Source organism: Serpentinicella alkaliphila, from assembly GCF_018141405.1.
Classification (GTDB): Bacteria; Bacillota; Clostridia; order Peptostreptococcales; family Natronincolaceae; genus Serpentinicella; species Serpentinicella alkaliphila.
Genome location: NZ_CP058648.1, coordinates 303,213 through 325,579 on the forward strand (window position 1 = coordinate 303,213; position 22,367 = coordinate 325,579).

Sequence of the window (22,367 nt, forward strand, 5' to 3'; positions counted from 1 at the left end):
TATATTAGTCAAATCTTTTTTTAAGGCTCTCTAACATCAAAATATTGATCTCTGGCTAGTATTAGGGCATCATAAGTATCCACTCCTGTAATTCCATCAGCCACTAAATTAAAATCTCTCTGGAAATTCCTAACTGCCTCTTGAGTAGCCTGGTCATATACACCATCAACCTCACCCTCATAATACCCTAGTGTGCGTAATATAGATTTTACTTCAAATACATCTGGTCCCGGGGAACTATCAACGTCTAAAATTCTCCCTGTAAAAACCTCTCCTGTAATTTTTACAGGTGTTCCAAGAGGCACAATATCGTAAAGTTCATTTACTTGTTCATTAAACATCCTTATACAACCTCTACTAGCAGCCTGCCCAATAGATTCAGGATCGTTTGTTCCATGAATTCCATAGCCACCCCAAGGCACATTTAATCTCATCCACCTAGTACCAAATGGGCCCCCTGGGTTTCTAGTTTTCTGTATAATTTGCCAATCCCCTACAGGTGTTGGTGTAGATGGTGCACCAACAGCAACCCTGTATGCGTTAATAATTTCTGTAAATCTTTTTAAAGTAAGTACCTTTCTATCTAAATCAATCTCTATTGAATACCCCTCAGGTGGTATAGGGTACTGTCTCTCAGGACTAAGGCCTATAGCATTCCAAGTATCGGGGTCAACTATTCCATCTGGATTTAGTCCATATTCTGTCTGAAATGCTTTTACACTTTCATATATATCCTCATCATAAATCATATCAATAGGTCCATCGTAAAAACCTAGTTCTGTTAGCCGCTCCTGTACATGCATTACGTCTGGACCTTCCATGTACGGTAGAAGCAACCTTAAATATCTACTACTTACCTTCATTTCGCACCCCTCCTTATATTATATAGTACGTGACAAAATTTAAAAGTTTACAAAATATAAAGTGAGCATTGCTAAATTAGCAATGCTCACTTTAAGGGGAGTAACTATATTATTATTTTAAAGCTGCATTTCTTCCTGCTATTTTACCAAATACAATGTTTTCTGTCGTATTATTCCCTGCCACACGTCCTGAACCGTATAGTCCACCAACTATTTCTCCTGCAGCATATAGCCCTGGAATAGCTACACCATTAGTATCTGTTACCTGCGCGTTTTCATTAATTGTAATACCAGCCATTGTATAATGTGACGATGGTCTAACTTCTACACCATAGAAAGGCCCAACAGTAACTTTTCCTACAGTTCCTCTTCCAAACTCATCAACTCCATCATTAAATGATTTAATTGATTCTACTACAACTGCTGGATCTAGCTCAAGCTTTTGAGCTAATTCTTCGATAGTTTCCGCTTGAATCATTCTGCCCTTTTCAATGGCTGCCTTTCCATTACTAGTTTCTGCAACTTCAGAATCGAAAATTACATATCCTACTCTGTCTTTTTGTGCTAACACTTGTGGTACTAAATCTAATGGTTTAAGTGTTTCATTTGTAAATCTTACACCATCTTTATTTAGTAATACTCCGCCACCTTCAGCATTTATTACAGATTCTCTAATCCAGTAACCTGGAGTTGCTAAAGGTCTCATTTGATGGAACTCCATATCTCTAGTTCCTGCACCTAGTTCTACTGCCATTCTAAATCCATCTCCCGTTGGTCCAGCAGTACTCATTACATTATGAGCATTTGCATACTTAGGATTGTATTCTCCAATAAGATCTGTTGCATTACCAAAACCACCTGTAGCAAGTATTACAGATTTAGCCTCAATAACAGACTCATTTCCATCCTTATCCACTACCTTTGCTCCTACTACTATTCCATCTTCAACAACTAATTCTGTTGCCGTTGTATTTACCCTAACATCTACTCCAAGCCTTTGAGCTTCCTTTTGATAAGCACCAACTAATAAAGATCCAAAATGACCTTCTGATGGAATTATCCACCATGGCTCTTTTTCATTAAGCTTATAGCTTAAACCTAGTGAAACTAACCATTCATAAGCTTCATTACTATTTTCAGCTAAAATTCTTACTAGATTTTCATCTGGTAAATTATTTCCTGTCTCCATAGTTCTTTTTATATGATCTTCAACTGTAAACGGTACTCCTGCTTCTTCATGTAATTCTGTATCCGATGCAGTTAATCCAGTAGCAGAAATTATTGTATTTCCACCAATCATAGGCATCTTTTCAACTAAAATAACTTTAGCTCCATTTTCTGCTGCTGTTATTGCAGAAACTAATCCAGCCCCACCGCCACCATTAACTAGAACATCTGCACTATTACTAACTTCTGGTTTATTACTAGCCGGTTGTTTGTTACTAGAACAACCTACTACGATTAATGAAAAAACTAAAATTAACGATATTAATAAAACTGACTTCTTTTTCATTTTACTATTCCTCCCATAAGTAGTTTTTACTCTAACTCTTGTTAGTTAATTAACTGTCATATATGTTATATAATTATCATACTATGATCAAAACTATTGTCATACTGTCATATGTCCTTTATTAATTATAAAAGTCCCTTAGAAAAGGGACTTTTGTCTCGACCAGTATATAGCAGCTTCAGTTCTGTTATTAACATTTATTTTTTTCATAATTTTTGTAACATTATTCCTAACTGTTTTTTCAGCAATAAAAAGCCTTTCTGAAATTTCTTTGTTCGTTTTACCCTCACAAATCAAATCCAAAATCTTTTTTTCTTGATTCGAAAGCACATTATCAAACTCATTATTCTGACGTACAGCAGAAATAACTTTATTTATAACAGCTGAATCATAAATTGATTTTCCCAAAGAGACATCATGTATAGCTGATATTATCTTATTACTATCAATATTTTTTAAAAGAAAACCGTCAGCCCCTGCCCTTATGGACTCTACAATAATCTGATCATCACCATAGGCTGTTAAGATCATTACTTTGACATTAGGTAAAATAGCCTTCATTTTCCTACACCCTGTTACGCCATCACCATCAGGTAATTTTAAATCAAGAATAACTATATCAGGCATTAAATCCTTTACTTTTTCATAAGCATCTTCAAGGGTTTCTGCCTCGGCACAAACTATATATTTGGGATTTCTTTCAATAACAGATTTAATGCCCCATCTTACAACCGCGTGGTCATCAACTAAAAGTATCTTTGTTATATCACTCATAATAAGTTCGCTCCCCTTGGAATGTTTAGTATCACTTCTGTTCCCCTGCTACTACTATTTATTATTAATTTACTGCTTATAGATATAGCCCTTTCTTTCATAGTTATTAAACCATAACAGTTTTCTGAAAAAACCTTATCTACATCAAAACCTTTACCATTGTCTTTGATAAGCGCAATAATTTGTTTTGCCTTAGGAGTAATTGATATTTCAATTATAGATGCATCAGAATGCTTTATAGAGTTACTCACAGCTTCCTGGACAATATAGTATAATTGGGTTAGTTTTAGGGCTGAAATATCATTAATAATAATATCTGAGATTTCAAAATTAAGTTTAATTGAAATACCTGTAATACTCTCATATTTTACAATCATATCCTGTAGCTTTATATATAGCCCTTCAATACTGTCACTCTTAGATGAAAACTCCTTGATAAAACCTCTTACCTGCTCTATTGTATAATTAAGGTTTTCTTTAACTAATAGCAAATCCTTTACTTGTTGCTCTACTTCGACTGATTCAATTATATTCTCAATATGAAGGCCTGTAGCAAATAGATTCTGTATAACTACATCGTGTAGTTCCTGGCCTAATTTCTTTCTTTCGTCGCTAATAATATTTTGTTTAGATAGTTTTGTCATTATTTCATTAGACTCCCACTTAATTAAATCAATAATTGATATAAATAGTATTGTAATAGCAAGAGCGGATAAGGCCCTACCTAATTCAACTGGAAACCCGAATAAGCTTTTGAACAACTCTTTATTTATAATATTTGCAGGAAAAAAACTTCTTTTTTCTACTACTAAGCCAGCTAATACTCCATATGTTGCAAATGGAATGGCTAAAGCATAGTATTTTCTCACAACATTTTTAATAGGTAGGTTTAGAAGCTCTCTAGCATTTCTAACAAGAGCCCAAGCCGTAACCATGCCACCTGGAAACCCTATAAAGTATCTAGCAGCAATATCATCGATTATTAAATAATATATAAAATTATTCTTAGAAGTTGTAAACGTTGCAATAAATGCTACTATCCATAGAGCTAATAATATATAGGGTATCTTTTCAAAAATTCTATAGTATTTACCCCTAGATTCAATTAATTTTATTCCAAATATAAGAAGAAAAACAAATGATATAGCATTTAAGAATATTGCTAATATTAACAAATATAACCTTCCGGTAGTATCCATGAGTGCAATCCTAATCATTACAACCCACTCCATAATCCCATGTATAACCCCAAAGCATCCTAAATATTTTATATGTATAGCAATATTTAGTTTACTACCTGTAGTAGCATTTTGCTGTAGGGCTGAAATACCCATTGAAAAAAATGCTAGCCCATAGATAAAAAATATAAAAACATATGTGTTATTAAAATTAAACTCCATAAAAACACCTCAAGGTTAAGTCTTACGTATATTTAATAACAAAATTCTTTAGAAGACAAGTACATAGAAAATAAAAAAATCCTACCTAATTTCTATTAGGTAAGATTTTTTGAATAGTTATTATTATCTTGTAGCTTTTTCTAAAGCTCTTTCAACAGCTTGCTTCCATTGTACGCTTGATCCAGTAGCTCCTGTGAAAGTATCTACTTCAGGACCATTAGCTTCTACGAATCTAGCTGCCATTTCTACAGCTGCTTCATGGAAAGTAGCATATGGGTACTCTTCATTTTTAAATACTTCTTTTGGCACATCATCTTTAGTGAAAGTAGTAGCTAATAATTTAACTTCTACTATTTTATCGTCTTCAATTGTTACTAAAGCAACTGAACGACCTTTATCTGTAGCATCAGATACACCATAGAATGTTCCGTTAAATAACGTAGTTGCTGAAGCTGGCTCAACTAAAGCCTTTTCTAAAGCTCTCTCTACAGCAAGAATCCAGTTACTTGAAGAACCAGTTGCACCAGATACTGTTTCAACATCAGTTCCATTTGCCTCTACAAATCTTCCTGGCATCTCAGCTTTAGCCGTATGGAATGCCTCATAAGTATATGCTTCGCCTTTTTCTACTCCAATTCCATTAAACTCAGTTACTTGTACATCAACAATAACATCATTTTCAATTGTTACTTCAACCATACCATAACCTTTGTCTGTACCATTACCGAAAGCTACGTATGTACCGTCGTTGTATTTGTTCGTTGTTGGTGTTGGTGCATTAGTTGATGGTTGCTCTGTCTTTGTACATCCAACAACAGCAAGCATCGTTACCATTGCTAAAACTAAAGCTATAATTTTTTTCATTTTACTTCCTCCCCTTTGTTAAATAAATAATTATTATGTACAATATAATTATAATCCAAATCCCCATTATTTTCAATAGTAAACAAGAGTTGTTGTTAGTTAATATAAAATGTTTATATTTTCTAAATATTTTTAAATCAAATATACTTAAGTCCATAAGAGAATTACATCTAATTTCCTAATTTTCACTTAATTAATAAAATAAAAATATTTTGGGTTATAAACAAAATAAATTAAATAATAATAATTACTAATTAATTTTAACCATTTACATTTAATTATTGTTTGCTACTCATAATATGATATAATTATTTAGGTTATAGTAGTATATATGAAAACAGTTGGAATCTACGTGACCTGTAACTATATCACTAAAGTAGTTTCTATAATATTTTGAATACTATCAGAAAGTGAGGTGAACAGCGGTAAGTCTATTTGTCTTTAAGTCATGGATAAAAAGACAATAACTTTTGCCGCGATACCCATGAAAAATACATTAAAAAAAATTACAATATTAACTTTAGTACTTCTTTTTTTACTTTATGGCTGCAAATCAAATGATTCGCAAAATTCTCTAAAGCTTGTTAAAGAAGTGGATTTTGTATTAGGTACAATGGGCAGGATAAATGTTTTGTCAGAGTCAGAAGAGGATGGACGAAGGGCTATTGCAAAAGCCTTTGATAGAGTCCGTGAAATTGAAAATAAGATGAGTACTTCCATAGCAGGTAGTGATGTATATCTACTTAACGAAAATGCCGGAAATAATTATATAACAGTTGATAAAGAAACTCTTTATGTAATTAATAAAGGTCTAGAATACTATGAACTAACTGGTGGGGACTTTAATATTTCTATAGGGGCACTAATTAATTTATGGGGTATTGGAAAAACAAATAAGGTTCCATCACAAGAAAATATTCATGCTGCAATGGAAAATATAGATATAAATGCAATAAACATTGACAATCAATCTGTAAGAATAGATATTCCAAATGTACAAATAGATTTAGGCGGAATTGCTAAAGGATACGCAGTAGATGAAGCAATAAAAGTTTTAAGAGAAAATGGAATTAAAAGTGGTCTGGTTGATTTAGGTGGGGATATATATGCCTTTGGTAAAAAGGCTGATGACAGCTCATGGAATGTTGGAATTCAGGACCCTGAAAAGGGTGCAAATCCGATTGCAAGTATTCCTCTTACTGATAAGTCTATAGTTACTTCAGGTGATTATGAACGTTTTTTCATGGAGGATAATATAAGATATCATCATATAATAGATCCAAAGACTGGATATCCTGTACGTAATGACCTTAGAAGTGTAACGATCATTTCTGACTTATCAATCGATGGGGATGTACTATCAACAGCTGTTTTTATAATGGGATTAGAAAAGGGCATGTCCTTAATTGAATCTCTTGATGGTGTTGAAACCTTAATAATTACCAATGATAAAAAAATATATACTAGTTCAGGTCTAAAGGACCAGTTAAATATATTAAATGATAGCTATGAGGAAAGGGAGTTGTAGTCTCCCTTTCTTTTTTTTATAATATTTCTACATCTGCTGACATCTTATATATTGTATCTTTACGTTCAATAATAACTGTTGTTTTTGCAACTAATTCTGGATCTTTCTTTATATTTGTAATAAGTTCTTTAGCCGGATTAATAGCAGTTGGGTGAGCTACAAGTTTTAACATTGATAAGTCTCCATTTGTATCGCCATATGCATAGCTTTTGCTCAAATCTATATTATACTTACCAACAAAATCTATAATCGCATCATGCTTACTACAAGAGTCCCACATTTGCACTATTTCTCCAGTAAATATGTTATTTTCATCTACTAAGTAGCTAGTACCTCTAAAATCAGTTACGTCATATTTTTTTGCCATTCTTGCTACTAAAAAATCTGGGCTTCCAGAAATAAAAATTACTTTATGACCTTGTTCCTTATGCCATTTTATTCTATCCCTAGTAAATCTATATACTCGATCACCTTTACTATCAATTACTTGATTAGATACAAATTCTATATGGTCCTTTCTCATTCCCTTCATCGACTGTAAATAAACCTCTGCTACCTCTAATAAATAATCCTCAAAATTACCCATACGTTTATCCCAGTTTTGAAAGGTTTTTTTCGCTATATTATGCCATATAACAGGATCTATAACTTCATCGTTTATTAGTTTTTTAAAATGTTCCATCATAAGTGAGTCCCTGTGCAAGGTACCATCAATATCGAAAAAAGCCCCTATATTTTTTGTCATATCTGCCCACCTCTTTTTACTTAGTTTATATATATATTATTCTTAATATATATGATAACTATTAAAACTACAATACTATTAAATCTTATAAAATATAAAAAATAAGCCTAAGGTTGACTTATTTTTTATATTTCAATTCTATATTTTACATTTTTGTTTTAGTATTTCTTATATAACTTCTGACTGGATTTGTTTAACTTCATTATTTTGATACCTTTTTATTGCTTCTAGTAATGGATAGTATTTTTCATAAAACACTATTATTATATCATCTTTACTCGCCTGTTCCATAGCCCTTTCCAATGCTGTGACCTCACAAAGCTCGATTGTAGTACAACTTTCTACGGCTCCGCCAATAGCACATCCTTTTCTAAGAATGTTGGCAACTTCTCCAATTTTTCTACCTCTCGTATCCTTATCCTCTTTAACATAAATATAATCTAAATACTTTCCACATATTTCACCGATTTTTAGTATACTTATATCTGTTCTATCACCTGGTGTTCCGATTACACCAATTGCTTTATTCTGCTTTATTTTATCAATAGCACTTAAAACTGTATTTATTCCATCAATATTATGCCCATAATCTAAAATTACTTTAAAGTCCCTAACGTCAAATATATTAAATCTTCCTTGATTACTTTTTTCATCAGTAGTAAATTTCCTCAATGCTTGACGGATTACATCAATATCAACTCCATGAGCGTAAGTAGCTGCAATTGATGCTAGGCTGTTTTGAACATTATGTTTAAGTAATCCATTTAAGGTTGCAGGGATTTCATTGATTTTCATTAAATTGATTTCTCCGATACCATCATAAATTATTACAACATTGTTTTTTAAATAAACTGCTAATCCTTTATTTTCTATATGATTTTGAATAATAGGATTTTCGAAACTCTCTGAGAAATATATGATATTACTTTTTACTCTAGATACAATTTGTGGGGTAAATTTATCATCTGCGTTTAACACAGCATATCCCTCTTTTTTTACGGCTTCAACAACAAGACTTTTTACATCTGCCATTTCCTCTAATGTATTTACACCATCTATCCCTAAATGATCATCACTAATGTTCGTGATAATACCAATATCCGCTTTATCATAGGCTAAACCTCTGTTAATCAAACCACCTCTAGCTGTTTCTAATACAGCAACATCAACACGGTTATCCATCAATATGGCTTGGGCACTTCTAGGCCCTGTAGTATCTCCAGGGACTATTAATTCACCATCAATATATACTCCACCAGTGCTTGTCATTCCAACAATTTTCTTATCTTCTTTCATTATTTTTTCAATTATGCGAGTCGTAGTTGTCTTACCATTAGTACCAGTAATTGCAAATATTGGAATGCTATGGCTTGCACCTTCAGGATATAGCATGTTTACTATTTCTTTTGCTACATTTCTCTCAATTCCTTTTGAAGGAAAATGATGCATTCTTATTCCTGGGCATGCATTTACTTCGATTACTGCACCACCGTATTCTCTAATTGGCTTAGATATATCAATAGCTACCATATCAACTCCAGCAATATCTAATCCAATAGCATTAACTGCATTAATAGCTAATCTAATATTTTCTGGATGTATTTCTTCTGTCGCATCTATAGCAGTTCCACCTGTACTTAAATTATCATTCTCTCTCAAATATACAACTTCACCAAAAGGTGGGACATGCTCTAGGTTAATACCATTTTTATCTAATAAAAGCATCATTACATCATCAATTTTTATTTTAGTTAAAGGCTTCTCATGGCCCTCTCCTCTAAGTGGATTTTGATTTTCACGATCAATTAACTGTTTTAAAGTACTTTTACCATCTCCAATAACATTTGCACAAATCCTTTTAGAAACAGCGACTACTTTATCATTCACCACTGCTATTCTATAATTTTGACCAATAATAAATCTTTCTACTAGCACTTTATCACTGTATTGCAAAGCAATATTAAAAGCAGTTTCAGCATCTTTAAAATTATTTATCCCTAAAGAAACACCTTTGCCTTGATTTCCATTATAGGGTTTAATAACTACTGGAAACCGAAGTTTATCAATAAACTCACGAGCTTCAGCAAATGTATAAAAGCTTTCTCCTTCTGGCACTGGAATTCCTTTTATTGACAATATATAGTTTGTTAATTCCTTATTACATGCGGTGTCAACAGCAATACAGCTAGTTTTATCAGATAGCGTAGCTTGGATTTTTCTATTGTATTTTCCATATCCTAATTGTATTAAACTATCGTTTCCTATTCTAGTTATTGGTATTTTTCTTTTTCTTGCTTCATCAATTATGGCCTTTGTACTTGGACCTAGTTCATTTTCTTTCATTTTATTTCTAATAATGTCAAAGTTCTTCTCTATATTTACTCCCTTATTATTCAAAATTGAGTCTAGTATGTTAAATGCTAGCATCCCACTTTCATAACCAGCAATCTCATTTATATACTCAAAAACAACATAATAAATCGTTTCTTTTTCTAAAAATCTGGCTTTTCCAAAACTTACATCAAACCCTAATTGCTTTTGTATTTCCAAAGAAGCGTGCTCCATTATATGAGCTAAATAGGTACCTTTTTCAAGTCTGTCTAAAAATCCTCCAACATATCCTCTGCTACATTTATGCTCCCTTAATCCAGGCAGCATGGCTATTAATTTATCATTAAATCCTGGAATATCACAAGTGGGTATATCCATGTATTCACCTAAGTCAACAATTACTCTTACTACAGGAAAGTGAGCATATATATTTCGCCCTGGATATGCCACTATGTTTATTAGATTCATTAAACTATCCTCCTCAAAATAACCAACCTTTATTTTTCATCAATAATGGTTTTTCTATTTATTAGGCTATATCTATAGCCTTCAGGTAATATATGAACTTTTACACCAGTTATAGCTAATGGTTCATGCTGATTTTGTTCAGAAATATTAGTATAAGTAATTTCTTTTCCATCAACGATTGTTATTACACCAGAGCCTATTACTTCAATTTCCTCTTTGTCATTCATAATTATAGCAGTATCCTCGTCTATACCTATGCCTAAGGCATATGGATTTTGTGCTACTGCTCCAAGTAATCTTCCTATTCTTCCTCTTTGATTAAAGTGTTGATCAATAATAACACCTTTTATAAATCCCATCCCTGGTGCCAATTTTACAGTACTCTTTCTTGGCGCCTCTTCATCATCTCCAGCTACTACCATGACCTCACTCATCATTGAGGCACCAGCACTTGTACCAGCAACTATTAAGTCTTTCTTTATTCTCTGCTGAATATATCTATGAAACTCAGTTCCACCTAATATACTCGATATCCTTAATTGATCCCCACCAGTGAAAAATAAACACTTTATATCTTCTAGGTTTCGAAGTAGATGTTTATTATTCGCTTCTTTTCTTGATTCTATATTTAAGGTATCTACTAAATTAGCCCCAATATCATAAAAAATCCTTTTATATTGTTCCCCTACTTCTAAGGGATAATTCGTAGCTGTAGTAATAATTGCTATATTGGCATCTTTTCCACCGGATAAACGAACTACATCCTCTAAAATTTCCATATGAGCGTTTTTGTCTTCTCCACCACCAATAATAATTAAAGAAACTCTACTGTCCTTTTCCATAAATTACCCCTTTCAATAAAACTATCTATATTTTTAACCTTTCATAATTTAAATATTCAGTTTTATCATGAAAAAACTCAATCTATAATTATTATTGATTAAACAAAACAAAAAAAATACAAACCGTAATTAGTGGTTTGTATTTTTTGTTTATATACATTTATTTATTTTTTTTCTTTTTCTCATGATCTAGTATAGGCATTACAATGTTAGAAGCATGATCCGCTATTCTTTCTAAATTACTTATTAAATCTAGGAAAATTACTCCTGAAGAAGGAACACATTTGTTTGTATTTAATCTCTCTATATGACTAGCTCTAAGTCTTCTTTCTAGCACATCTACCTCTTCTTCCATTGCTGTAACTTTTCTTGCTAAGTCATAATTATAAGATGTTAAAACTGTTAAGGAATCAGTATATGCTTCCATAACTATTCCAGAAATATGTTTTAACTCTTCAACTGCGTCTTCAGTAAATGCTAAATCATTTTCTAACATATATTCGGCAAGTTCAGCAACGTTTTCCGCGTGATCTCCTACCCTTTCAATATCATTAATTGTACTGAAAAGCCCATCAACTACTTCCCTATCTTGGGCAGATATATTAGTATTTGAAAGTTTAACTAAATATTTTGAAATTTCTCTTTCTAGTTCGTTTACAATCTTCTCAATACGTTTTGTTTCCTCAATCTTTTTATAGTCTCTTTCTATTAATGCCTCTAAAGAGTTTTTATATGAATCCTTCGCAACATTACCCATATGAAGCGTTTCTTTAACAACACTACTTAAGGCAATCGATGGAGTCTCCAAAATACGTTCATCAATATATTTGATACCCTCTGCTGCCTCTTCTTCTCCAGGTACAATTCTTTTAGCAATCTTAACTAATAATCCAGCAAAAGGTAAAAGTAGAATAGTACTAGTTACGTTAAATATAGTATGGGCATTTGCTATTTGTCTAGGCACATCACCAGGACTAATAACATTAATAATTCTATATAATGGTATTCTTAAAATAAATATAAATATAATTGTACCTATGAAGTTAAATAAAAAGTGAAATGCAGCAGCCCTTTTAGCTGTAATATTTGCTCCAATACTTGAAATAATTGCAGTAATGGTTGTCCCCATATTAATACCAAATAAAATAGGTAATCCTGAGCTAATAGGGATTAAACCTTCCATAGCTAGAGCTAACAATATACCTGTTGAAGCTGAACTACTCTGTACTGCTACAGTAATTGCAAATCCAGCTAAAATACCAAGAAACGGATGTTCACCAAAACTAACTAGCAAATCTTTAAAAGGTTGATACGCTCTTAAAGGTCTTAAAGCATCCCCCATAAATTTCATACCTATAAATAAAATACCAAAACCTATAAATGCCTCAGCAATCTGTTTAACTTTTCTATTTGACGTAAATAGCCAAACCCCAACAGATATACCTACAATTATAGGGGCATATTTGTCTATTTTAAATGTAATAACTTGTGCAGTTATAGTTGTACCTATATTAGCACCCATTATTAACCCAACTGCTTGAGTCAGCTTCATCATTCCAGCATTTACGAAACCTACTACCATTACAGTTGTTGCACTACTACTTTGAACAATTGCAGTTACCCCAGCACCAACTAAAACCGACATTATTTTACTACTTGTTAATAGGCTTATAATCGATTTAAGTTTATCACCAGCAGCTTTTTGCAATCCTGTACTCATTACATTCATTCCGTATAGGAACAAACCGAGTCCACCAAGAACTCCAAACAACATTTCCATAATTGTCCTCCTCATTAATAATGGGTAGCTTATCTACAAAATCCCATAGTTTAGTATGTTTAGTATTAGTTATAAATTATATTTTCTACAATTTTCGACTAAAACGCCGTTTTTTATTATATCAAAATTAATATTATAAATCTAGAATAAAAAATTACTTTTATTAATAGTTTTAACTATTAATTTTCGCTAGCTTCACGGATTCACTTGCAAGTACCGTTAAGGGGTCTATTAATGGCAAATCTATATCCGATTGCTTTAAAACAAAACCTACTTCGGTACAACCTGCAATAATTGCTTCGACACCTTCAGCTTCCGTCAACTCTAATACAATTTTTTTTAACCGATCGACTATTTCTTGCGATGTGTTACCAAATTTTATTCCGTTATTACCATATATTATATCCATTACTTCATCCTGCAAAGCACTATTAGGCACTATAATTTTATTTTCTACCAAATATTTCTGAAATAATCCAGCATAAACGGTTCCAGAAGTTGCAAGCAAGCCGATTCTATTTATATTTTTATACTTCTCTTCAATATATTGTTTTGTTAATTCAATTGCATCTAAAATAGGTACGTTTACAAAGCTTTGAACCTCACTAATAAACCTATGTGCTGTCATACACGGAATTATAATAAAATCTGCTCCTGCCCCTACTAGATTCTTCGCTGTTGATACCATTTCCTCAACAGGGCTATGTCCATTATGTAAAATAGCCTTTGTTCTGTCTGGAATTTTAGGATTATTATCAATAATTATTCTTAAATGCTCAGAATCACTTTTTGCTCCGGTTAATTTTATTATTCTCCTAAACATTTCACATGTAGCCTCTGGACCCATACCACCCAAAATACCCACTATTTTTTCTTTCATTTATCCTACACCTCTCGGAATTATATATTCTACAATATAATTTTTCTATACTTGGACCTTTGTATACAGACATTTTTTTATTCATAAATATACTCACTGAAATTATATTAAGCGCTTATAAGTTAAATTCAAATAATTAATTTCTATCAAATGCCGACTATCATTATATCATAATTTAGCTAAAAAAATTATTAGACTTTATTATATATTTAGACAAGTTACCAAACCCAGCTATATTACATATGTTAGTATAAAGTAACTAATACAATAAAATATTAGGAGGATAATAAATGGAAACTCAAAACGGTAGAATCATGCCCCCAATAGATGAAGGATTAATGCCAGGTATGCCTGGTATCGGATACCCTGGAATGCCTGGTATGGGATACCCTGCTATGCCTGGAATGGGATATCCGGGAATGCCTGGTATGCCTACAATGCCGCTAATGCCTGATATGGGCTATCCGGGAATGCCTGGTATGCCTGGTATGGGATACCCTGGAATGCCTGCTCCATGTCCACCAATCATGCCGATAATTGATGATATGCATGACCATGAAAAAACATATTATATGTATATGTATATGGCAGCAATGTATAAAGCAGAGGCATACAGACATAAGATGATGCACCATCCAACACATCCACACCCATGCCATCCTACGCCTCAACCTTGTCATCCAGAACCCCATCCATGTAAATAATCGAGTAGGAGGTAGATAATTATTTTATCTACCGACCTCTCACACCACCAAGCATACCGTTCGGTACTTGGCGGTTCATTAGGATCTAATGTATTAACTGATAGCGCTTACTAATACTTTTATAACCTAGCTTTTCTAGGCGAGTATTGGTAAGCGTTCTTTGTAGAATTGGGCTTTTGGATATTCTCCAATAACCTTTTCTTGTGTTTGCATATTCCCAAGATTTTTGTTTATCAACACCCAACTTCTTTAGGTTTATAAACTTCGTTTTAATCTTTTTCCATTGTTTCCATATACATGCCCTCAATCGTCGTCTTATCCATTCTTCAAGACTTCTAATTCTTGCCTTCGCTTTCGCGATACTGAAATAGTTAATCCAACCGACTGTGATTTCATTTAGTCTTTTAAGGCGATACTCCATACTTATACCTTTATTACGATTCGTTATTTCTCGAATCTTCTCCTTAAATCTCCTATATGATTTTTCATGTATTCTTACTTGGACTCCATTTCTATTGAAGTAAAATGAAAACCCTAGAAATTTTCTTCTAGTTACTAAGTCTACCTTGCTCTTTTCTCTGTTGACTTTTAGCTTTAGCTTTCCTTCTAGCAATCTTGTCATACTCTCCATGACCCTAATTCCTGCCTTTTTGCTTTTAACATAGATATTACAATCATCCGCGAAGCGGCAGAATCTGTGTCCTCGACCTTCTAATTCTTTATCTATTTCATCAAGCATTATATTTGAAAGTAGTGGACTAAGGGGTCCACCTTGAGGTGTGCCTTCTTCGCTACTTACTTTTAAACCTTCTATCATAATGCCACTCTCTAGATATTTCCTTATTAGTCTAATGACTCTCTTATCTTTGATTCTTCTTGACAGGCGTTCCATAAGTATGTCATGATTAACTTTATCGAAAAACTTCTCCAAGTCCATATCTACGACCCAACGATTCCCTTCGTTAATGTATTCTTTTGCCTTTGAGATAGCCATATGTGCATGTCGGAATCCATAGCTACGCTCTGAGAAGGTTGGTTCGTAGATTTTGTTAAGCTCTCGTGCTATCGCCTGTTGTATCATTCGGTCTAGCACCGTAGGTATCCCTAGTAATCTTGTTCCTCCATCAGGTTTCGGTATTTCTACTCTCCTAACGGGGGAGGGAATATACTTTCCTTCTAGTAACCTTGTCTTTATATTCAGCCAATGATTGACGACAAATCCACGAAGTTCATCGTATCTCATGCCGTCAACACCATGACTTCCTTTATTGGCAATTACTCGTTTCATAGCCATTAACATATTATCTCTGGCTAGAATTCTATCGAGTAGGTCACTAGTATCAACTAATCTATCGTTTTCTCTTTCTCTCTTTGAGTTTCCAAGGACATCACTCAGCGCCCCTTGATTACCTCGAAGTTCCACTTCTACTTGCTCAAGGCGACCTAAATATTTAGTTGTCTGCTTTCTCTGTGATTGTTCTAAGTCTTTCAAAGTTGAAAACCTCCTAACGTTCAGTCCTTCACTTAAAGGTTCATGACCCTTTAGCTAATATGACCTCTGCTGACTTCTCATGATAAATCTTGTTTCAACCATGTTTCGAATTTCATCTTCACATGTCCATGAGACCTCCCCAGGTAAGAGCGTGCACTTTCACACCATGTAACCGCCACATTTACTCTTCAAGTTTCGGGTAGTTATTGGACTTTGGTTTGTTGCGCAACCTCATCCACTCGAATGAGCCTCGAATGTGATTCGTGTACCTCGGTTCGGTGCTTTGCCTCCAGCTTCCTTCAGATTCCACCTCACGATGGACACCCTTGCTCTTGGCTAACGGTTGGCACTACCAGCCCCCGTACTGGACTTTCACCAGCAAGTTCACGCCCATGCTGGGCGCACGCATAGAAAAGCGGCGAGTTGATTAAAATTTTCGCCGCTTTTTTATTCTACCTCTATGTCTTGTATGTAAACATTCACCCTAGATACCTTAATTTCTGTCATAGCTTCAATAGCAGCTTTTACTTTTTGTTGTACTTCCTTAACTACATCTGGTATCTTAACTCCATACTTTATAACAAGAGCTACGTTTATTGCTATTTGTGATTCTTCATTTTGAATTTTAACGCCTTTCTTAGTTGTGGTTTTTTTAGAGAAAACATCTACAATACCACCAGGTATACCTCCGCTAATAGACACTATCCCTTTAACTTCCGTAGCAATATGTCTTGCAATTGTCATAACAATATCATGGGATATTTTAATTCTACCACCATCACATGCTATCTCCATTGGATCAGTAGCCATTCTTCTCACTCCTCATTTAATTAATCTAACCAACCATAACATCTAAATTAGAACCATATCTTTCATAATTGCCTTTTTTGTAATTATTATACCTTAATGCCTGCTTTGGCCATGAGAAAAGTTGTCTTTCTAATTTAAGTTGTTTAGGCTCTAAATCTTTATTTACGTTATTAATTTGATCAATTTTATCTAAAATGGTTTCAATATCTAAAGAGGAAAATACATGTTTTTGAACAAAAACACTTTTATTTTTATCATATTTATATTTGCATAGTTTTAAATTATGTTTAAACTCTTCATAGTCATTGTTTAATACAATAGATTGTTTTAAACTGTTCATTAAATTAGCTCTTTCATAGGCAATCTTAGGCGTATATTCTTCATTTGGTACAGACTCTTTTTTATAAACCGAACCCATAATCGATGAAAAATCAGTATGTTTTCTAGATCCTATTCTTTCCTTATTTTTATTATCATACTGTCCTTTTACTACCTTAGTGTTTATCAATTCATAAATAGGCAGAGCAGTCACCAAAAAATATCACCCCTTTAGCTAATTACAGTACTATTATATCATATATACTTAACATATTTTAAGGTTTTTACCAATACATAGCATATTTTTTAATATAAAAAAACCTTACCATATTTATTATGATAAGGTTATAACAAACCTTTTTTAGTTACCACAGCAACCGCCACTTTTATTGCATCCATTCTTTTGATTATTGCAACCACAACCCGATTGTTCATCTATATCTGCAAATAGATTTACATCCTCAAGTAAAAATATTTTTTCCATATCTTTATTAAAAAAGACTACTTCACATATAGAATTACTACAAAAGTAATAGCTTTCATCAATGATCAAATGCTTTAACTCTTCTCTTACAATCTTCCTTAATGGTTTATTTTTCGCTTCATTTGAATCACTTTTACATAGTGGACATTTTATATTTTCTAAACTCATATTTACTCCTTTATACTGTAATTTTACTTTCTAGTCTGCTTTGATATAAAATTCAAAACTGCTTTATGAGCATCCTCTGGCACTTCAATGTTTTCTACCAACTTTTCCATCGGACACTTATCATTACCTTCTCTATTTATTATATATGGCACAACTCTATTTGACTCTACCCTTACGCCGTTTTTTTGCAAAATTTCTTTAGCACAATCACTTAGGGTATGGGCATAAACCTCTTTTATACCTCCATAAATACATAATAAAGCGGCTGCTTTTCCAATTATTTTATCCGCAAGAATTGCCCCTTTAATCTCTTCTCTATATTCTGCTAATGCAACCATAATTGGTTTTAAGCCTTTTTCTTTTGAGGTCATTATTATTTTTCCATCCTTATATATTACCAAAGAATAAGCCTCTTTTATTAGTAAATCCTTAGCTATGTTAAACTCAGTCATCCCTTGCCTCCTCCAATTTAAATAGAATCCAAATTTAATCCTATTAGTCTTATTATATCAAATAATTTTTTTTTGTCACTAATATTAAATGGAGCCTAAAAGGCTCCAACTATAATACTATTTAATTTTTATTCTAAATGGCGCTTTTATTGTTTTAGGATAATTCGTAAGTTTAAAAGTTATTTTCCTTCCAAGACCTTCAACCCTATCAAACCTATTATATATAGTATAAATATGTTTTCCTTCAGTACTAGTTGCAGATGATCCACTATTACGTGGTGTATACTCAACTCCACGCTCATCAGTAAATGTATGAGAAAGCTCTACTCCTATAAATCTATTCATTTGATCTACTGGCACTTCATACTCATATTTTACCTCTATACCAATGGTATTATCTATAATATTCTCAACAAGATTCGATAGTTCAAATCTACCATCAGGCTGCTCTATAATTATTTGATCTTCTAAATCAATAACTACTTTATTTTTTGATTTATCTAACGCCCTTAAGGTACTCCCTTCTAAATATAATTCTTTTGGGTGCTTAAAGAAGTTACTTTGTAAATAAAGTCTTATTCCATCCTCTCCTATATAGGATGCTGTTATACCATTTGTTATACTCGAAAATTCATTACCACTTTTATCAACTATTCTTAAGTCCTCAAAGCCATATATTTTCATTGTGTTTTTTTCATCATAACTTATACCAATCTCAGTCCTAGAGGGATAAATTGAGACTCTCTGAACAATAAATTTTTGACCTTCAACCCATACTTCTTTTTTAAGCTCGTATACTTCTTTTAGGTTCTCATATTTTTCTGTATCCACATTAAAGTTAATTTTAAATAATCCATTAACCTCTCTATCCCAAAGAGGTTTATGAACACTACTGAAGTAGCTATCTATATCATTTATATTTCTCTCTACCATCTCTTTGTTTTTTTCATTAATTACTAAATTACATATCATAGTAAGATTATTGGTTATTTTTGTCTCTTCATTAAAACTTATATCAATCGTCCCCTTAAAACTTTTATTTTCTTGTTCAAAAATGGGTGGTGAATAAACAAATCCAGCCCTTAGATGTTCCCCACTACCATTTAAGAACTCAATTTCATGTAAATAAATATCTGCATTTTCCTCCTGCGTTTGAATGTTATAAAAAACTATCATTCTAGACTCATCTATTACTACTCCTTCGACTGTAAGCTTTGTGCCATCATGTTCATCAGAGACATTAATAACTTGTATAAAATCGTTTTCCAAAGCTGCTTGAATTCCTTTATCATAATTAAAAAAATTCATAAAATAGCCTATTCCAGGGATTCTACTTGCGAAATCTGCAAAAGCAGGAGATATTACAATAGAAGTAATAAATATAATTATTAATAAAGATGCAGCTAAAGAAATCATCTTTCTTGTTTTTACATTATTTTCAGAAAATTGACCTTTTTTTATACCCTTAATAATAAAATCATCTAAATTTTGGGGAATTTCAATATTATCATAGTTTTCTTTTAACTTATATAACTTTTTCTCTTCATCATGAAACATCAATGACCACCCTCCTTTATGATTGTTCTTAATTCGTTCAGTGCTTTGTTTAGCCAAGTTTTCACTGTACCTTCAGGACATTCTAGTATTAAAGCTATATCCTGTATCCTTAAGTCCTCGAAGTACTTTAGTATAATTATGTCTCGATACTTTGGTAACAATTTGTCAATAGCCCATTCCATATCTAATCTATCATTATTCATTTCCTGGGAAATTTCTTTGTCATTCAACATAGGAAGACATTTTTTTTGCCTTTTTAATTCGTCAAAACAATAATTAATTAATATCCTAACTAACCATGTTTTAAAGAATTGAGGTTCTTTAAGTTTTTTTAACTTAGTATAAGCCCTATATGTAGTTTCTTGTATTGCCTCTAGGGAATCTTCTTCATTTTTTAAATAGGTATACGCTATTCTATATAGCTTAACTTTATTTAGTTTCATAAGTTCATAAAAAGCATTGTCATCACCTTCTTGAGAAGCAATTACTAAATCTTCAAATTCCAAAGTTCCCACCTCATTTTTTCATCGCCATTTCAATATCTTATTTATTAGACTATGTCAAATACAATAAAGTTTTGCTATTTATAAAATATATTAAAAAAGAATAGAATGCAAATCACTCTATTCTTCCTTATATATTATATTCTCTCTTTTGGTCTATATCTTGTATGCAGCAGCTCATGGGCTAGCTTTCCATATGGTTGTCCTAAATAGTTTTCATAAAGCTCTAAAATCTCTTTATTTTTGTGGGATTGTCTTACTTTTTTGTTTTTATCTTCTTTATATAAGGCCTCTTGTCTTTTCTTTATTACATCCTCATTGCCATGATGGAAAGGTTGTCCACCACCACCTATACAGCCCCCTGGACATGCCATAATTTCAATAGCATGATATTTCGATTTTCCACTTCTAATTTCCTCAAGTAATTGTCTTGCATTCCCTAAGCCATGGGCAATACCAATTCTAATTTCCTCACCATTTATTGGAATAGCTGCCTCTCTTATGCCTTCCAATCCTCTTAATTGTTTAAATTCTACTTTTTTCAATTCTTCACCAGTTAACCACTCATAAGCAGTCCTCATAGTTGCTTCAATAACTCCACCAGTTGTACCGAAGATTACAGAGGCTCCTGAGGTTTCTCCTAATGGATGATCAAAGTCTTCATCTTGAAGCTTATCAAAATCTATACCAGCCTCTTTTATCATTGCTGCTAATTCTCTAGTGGTAATTACTATATCTACATTATTAACATCATCTATAGAAAGCTCTGTTCTTGCAGCCTCTGCCTTTTTAGCTATACAAGGCATTATCGACACAACAGTAACTTTACTTGGCTCTATATTTAGTTTTTTTGCTAAAAATGTATTAGCAATGGTTCCAAACATAATGTGAGGTGATTTGCATGTTGAAGGTACATCAACTAGATCAGGAAACTGATGCTCTATAAAGCTAACCCAGGCAGGGCAGCAACTCGTAAGCATAGGTAATCTTCCACCATGCTCTATTCTGTGTATGAGCTCCTTAGCTTCTTCCATTACAGTTAAATCTGCACCAAAATCTGTATCAAAAACTCTATCAAAGCCAAGCTTTCTTAAAGCAGCAACAAGTTTACCAGTAACTATACTACCCGCAGGCATATTAAATAGTTCTCCAATAGCCACCCTAATAGCAGGTGCTGTTTGAACTACTACAAATTTTTCAGGGTCATTTAATGCCTCCCATACTTTTGGTACATGGTTAACTTCTGTTAGAGCGGCCGTTGGACAAACCGCTACGCATTGACCACAATAGGTACAGGATGTATGAACCATTGGTAAATTAAAGGCAGGCCCAACTATGGTTTCAAAACCCCTATTTAGAGCTGATAGAATTCCACAGGTTTGTATTTCATTACAAGCAGTTTCACATCTTCTACATAAAATACACTTATTTTGATTTCTAACTAATGACTGGCTAGAAGTGTCCAGATGTGTAGTCATAGCCGTCCCTGTATATTTAATTTCTCTTACACTTAAACGTTGTGCTAGTTCCTGCAACTCACAATGTAGATTTTTAGGACAAATTAAACAATCAGTAGGATGATTAGAAAGTAAAAATTCCACAGCCATCCTCCTCGCAGTGATTGCCTTCAGTGTATCTGTCTTAATTACCATACCATCTCTAATTGGTGTAGCACAGGCTGGTGCTAGGTTTGGCTGTCCTTCTACCTCTACCATACATACACGACATGATGCAGTTCTATTTACAAACTTTAAATCGTGTAAATCTAGATGACAAAGGGTAGGTATCATAACTCCAGCCTCTTTGGCTGCATCTAATACAGTATACTCCCTAGGAACCTTTACTTCCGTTTCGTTAATTTTTATCTTTACTTTACTCATTCGTTCACCAC

At 32.9% G+C, this 22,367-nt stretch carries 20 protein-coding genes; 2 read left to right on the top strand and 18 right to left on the bottom strand.

All coding sequences use genetic code 11. From position 1 onward, the window contains the following. Positions 1 to 20: 20 nt before the first annotated feature. The 5 genes from HZR23_RS01665 to HZR23_RS01685 all read right to left on the bottom strand — a co-directional run bounded on the left by HZR23_RS01665 (position 21) and on the right by HZR23_RS01685 (position 5,414). Positions 21 to 863 (bottom strand): L,D-transpeptidase family protein, encoded by an 843-nt coding sequence (locus HZR23_RS01665; protein ID WP_132848350.1) that lies wholly within the window; start codon positions 861 to 863, stop codon positions 21 to 23. A gap of 112 nt (positions 864 to 975) precedes the next feature. Continuing rightward, entirely contained in the window at positions 976 to 2,376 is a 1,401-nt protein-coding gene (locus tag HZR23_RS01670; protein ID WP_132848351.1) for an FAD-dependent oxidoreductase, read from the bottom strand. A gap of 138 nt (positions 2,377 to 2,514) precedes the next feature. After that, positions 2,515 to 3,150 carry a response regulator gene (locus HZR23_RS01675; protein ID WP_132848352.1) on the bottom strand — a complete coding sequence of 212 codons (636 nt, stop codon included), beginning with the start codon at positions 3,148 to 3,150 and terminating at the stop codon, positions 2,515 to 2,517. Then, entirely contained in the window at positions 3,147 to 4,550 is a 1,404-nt protein-coding gene (locus HZR23_RS01680) for a sensor histidine kinase (protein ID WP_132848353.1), read from the bottom strand. The genes HZR23_RS01675 and HZR23_RS01680 overlap by 4 nt, the downstream gene beginning before the upstream one ends. Before the next feature lie 123 nt (positions 4,551 to 4,673). After that, positions 4,674 to 5,414, bottom strand: coding sequence for an FMN-binding protein (locus HZR23_RS01685; RefSeq protein ID WP_132848354.1), 741 nt, complete (start codon positions 5,412 to 5,414; stop codon positions 4,674 to 4,676). Positions 5,415 to 5,898: 484 nt separating this feature from the next. Here HZR23_RS01685 and HZR23_RS01690 point away from each other — a divergent pair, with 484 nt between their 5' ends. Next, positions 5,899 to 6,942 (top strand): FAD:protein FMN transferase, encoded by a 1,044-nt coding sequence (locus tag HZR23_RS01690; protein ID WP_132848355.1) that lies wholly within the window; start codon positions 5,899 to 5,901, stop codon positions 6,940 to 6,942. Between the two features lie 16 nt (positions 6,943 to 6,958). Here HZR23_RS01690 and HZR23_RS01695 read toward each other — a convergent pair whose 3' ends face one another. From HZR23_RS01695 to cuyB, 5 genes are all read right to left on the bottom strand, one after another. Beyond that, a complete protein-coding gene (locus tag HZR23_RS01695; protein WP_132848356.1) occupies positions 6,959 to 7,687 on the bottom strand; it encodes an HAD family hydrolase in 729 nt (242 codons plus the stop codon). Positions 7,688 to 7,855: 168 nt separating this feature from the next. Then, positions 7,856 to 10,486, bottom strand: coding sequence for a cyanophycin synthetase (gene cphA / locus HZR23_RS01700; protein WP_132848357.1), 2,631 nt, complete (start codon positions 10,484 to 10,486; stop codon positions 7,856 to 7,858). Positions 10,487 to 10,515: 29 nt separating this feature from the next. After that, a complete protein-coding gene (locus HZR23_RS01705) occupies positions 10,516 to 11,328 on the bottom strand; it encodes a cyanophycinase (protein WP_132848358.1) in 813 nt (270 codons plus the stop codon). 160 nt (positions 11,329 to 11,488) lie between these two features. Next, the gene (locus HZR23_RS01710; protein ID WP_132848359.1) at positions 11,489 to 13,108 is read right to left on the bottom strand and encodes a Na/Pi cotransporter family protein; all 1,620 of its coding nucleotides are present in this window, start codon (positions 13,106 to 13,108) and stop codon (positions 11,489 to 11,491) included. Between the two features lie 172 nt (positions 13,109 to 13,280). After that, a complete protein-coding gene (gene cuyB, locus HZR23_RS01715; protein WP_132848360.1) occupies positions 13,281 to 13,988 on the bottom strand; it encodes a cysteate racemase in 708 nt (235 codons plus the stop codon). 290 nt (positions 13,989 to 14,278) lie between these two features. Here cuyB and HZR23_RS01720 point away from each other — a divergent pair, with 290 nt between their 5' ends. Then, positions 14,279 to 14,692: a hypothetical protein gene (locus HZR23_RS01720; protein ID WP_207667870.1), complete on the top strand. Its 414-nt coding sequence runs from the start codon at positions 14,279 to 14,281 to the stop codon at positions 14,690 to 14,692. An 85-nt stretch (positions 14,693 to 14,777) separates the two neighbouring features. Here HZR23_RS01720 and ltrA read toward each other — a convergent pair whose 3' ends face one another. The 8 genes from ltrA to HZR23_RS01760 form a co-directional block, all read right to left on the bottom strand. Then, the gene (gene ltrA, locus HZR23_RS01725; protein WP_213050304.1) at positions 14,778 to 16,184 is read right to left on the bottom strand and encodes a group II intron reverse transcriptase/maturase; all 1,407 of its coding nucleotides are present in this window, start codon (positions 16,182 to 16,184) and stop codon (positions 14,778 to 14,780) included. A 447-nt stretch (positions 16,185 to 16,631) separates the two neighbouring features. Further along, positions 16,632 to 16,994, bottom strand: a complete 363-nt coding sequence (locus tag HZR23_RS01730) for an Asp23/Gls24 family envelope stress response protein (RefSeq protein WP_243098195.1) — start codon at positions 16,992 to 16,994, stop codon at positions 16,632 to 16,634. A gap of 25 nt (positions 16,995 to 17,019) precedes the next feature. After that, on the bottom strand, positions 17,020 to 17,529 hold the full coding sequence (locus HZR23_RS01735) for a hypothetical protein (RefSeq protein ID WP_132848170.1): 510 nt from the start codon (positions 17,527 to 17,529) through the stop codon (positions 17,020 to 17,022). A gap of 144 nt (positions 17,530 to 17,673) precedes the next feature. Then, positions 17,674 to 17,964: a hypothetical protein gene (locus tag HZR23_RS01740; RefSeq protein WP_132848169.1), complete on the bottom strand. Its 291-nt coding sequence runs from the start codon at positions 17,962 to 17,964 to the stop codon at positions 17,674 to 17,676. A gap of 23 nt (positions 17,965 to 17,987) precedes the next feature. After that, positions 17,988 to 18,416 (bottom strand): DUF1893 domain-containing protein, encoded by a 429-nt coding sequence (locus tag HZR23_RS01745; protein ID WP_132848168.1) that lies wholly within the window; start codon positions 18,414 to 18,416, stop codon positions 17,988 to 17,990. A gap of 117 nt (positions 18,417 to 18,533) precedes the next feature. Next, entirely contained in the window at positions 18,534 to 19,973 is a 1,440-nt protein-coding gene (locus tag HZR23_RS01750; protein ID WP_243098197.1) for a DUF4179 domain-containing protein, read from the bottom strand. After that, positions 19,973 to 20,479: a sigma-70 family RNA polymerase sigma factor gene (locus HZR23_RS01755; protein WP_207667858.1), complete on the bottom strand. Its 507-nt coding sequence runs from the start codon at positions 20,477 to 20,479 to the stop codon at positions 19,973 to 19,975. Before HZR23_RS01755 ends, HZR23_RS01750 begins: the two co-directional genes overlap by 1 nt. 134 nt (positions 20,480 to 20,613) lie before the next feature. After that, positions 20,614 to 22,356: an NADH-dependent [FeFe] hydrogenase, group A6 gene (locus tag HZR23_RS01760; protein WP_132848166.1), complete on the bottom strand. Its 1,743-nt coding sequence runs from the start codon at positions 22,354 to 22,356 to the stop codon at positions 20,614 to 20,616. Positions 22,357 to 22,367: the final 11 nt, after the last annotated feature.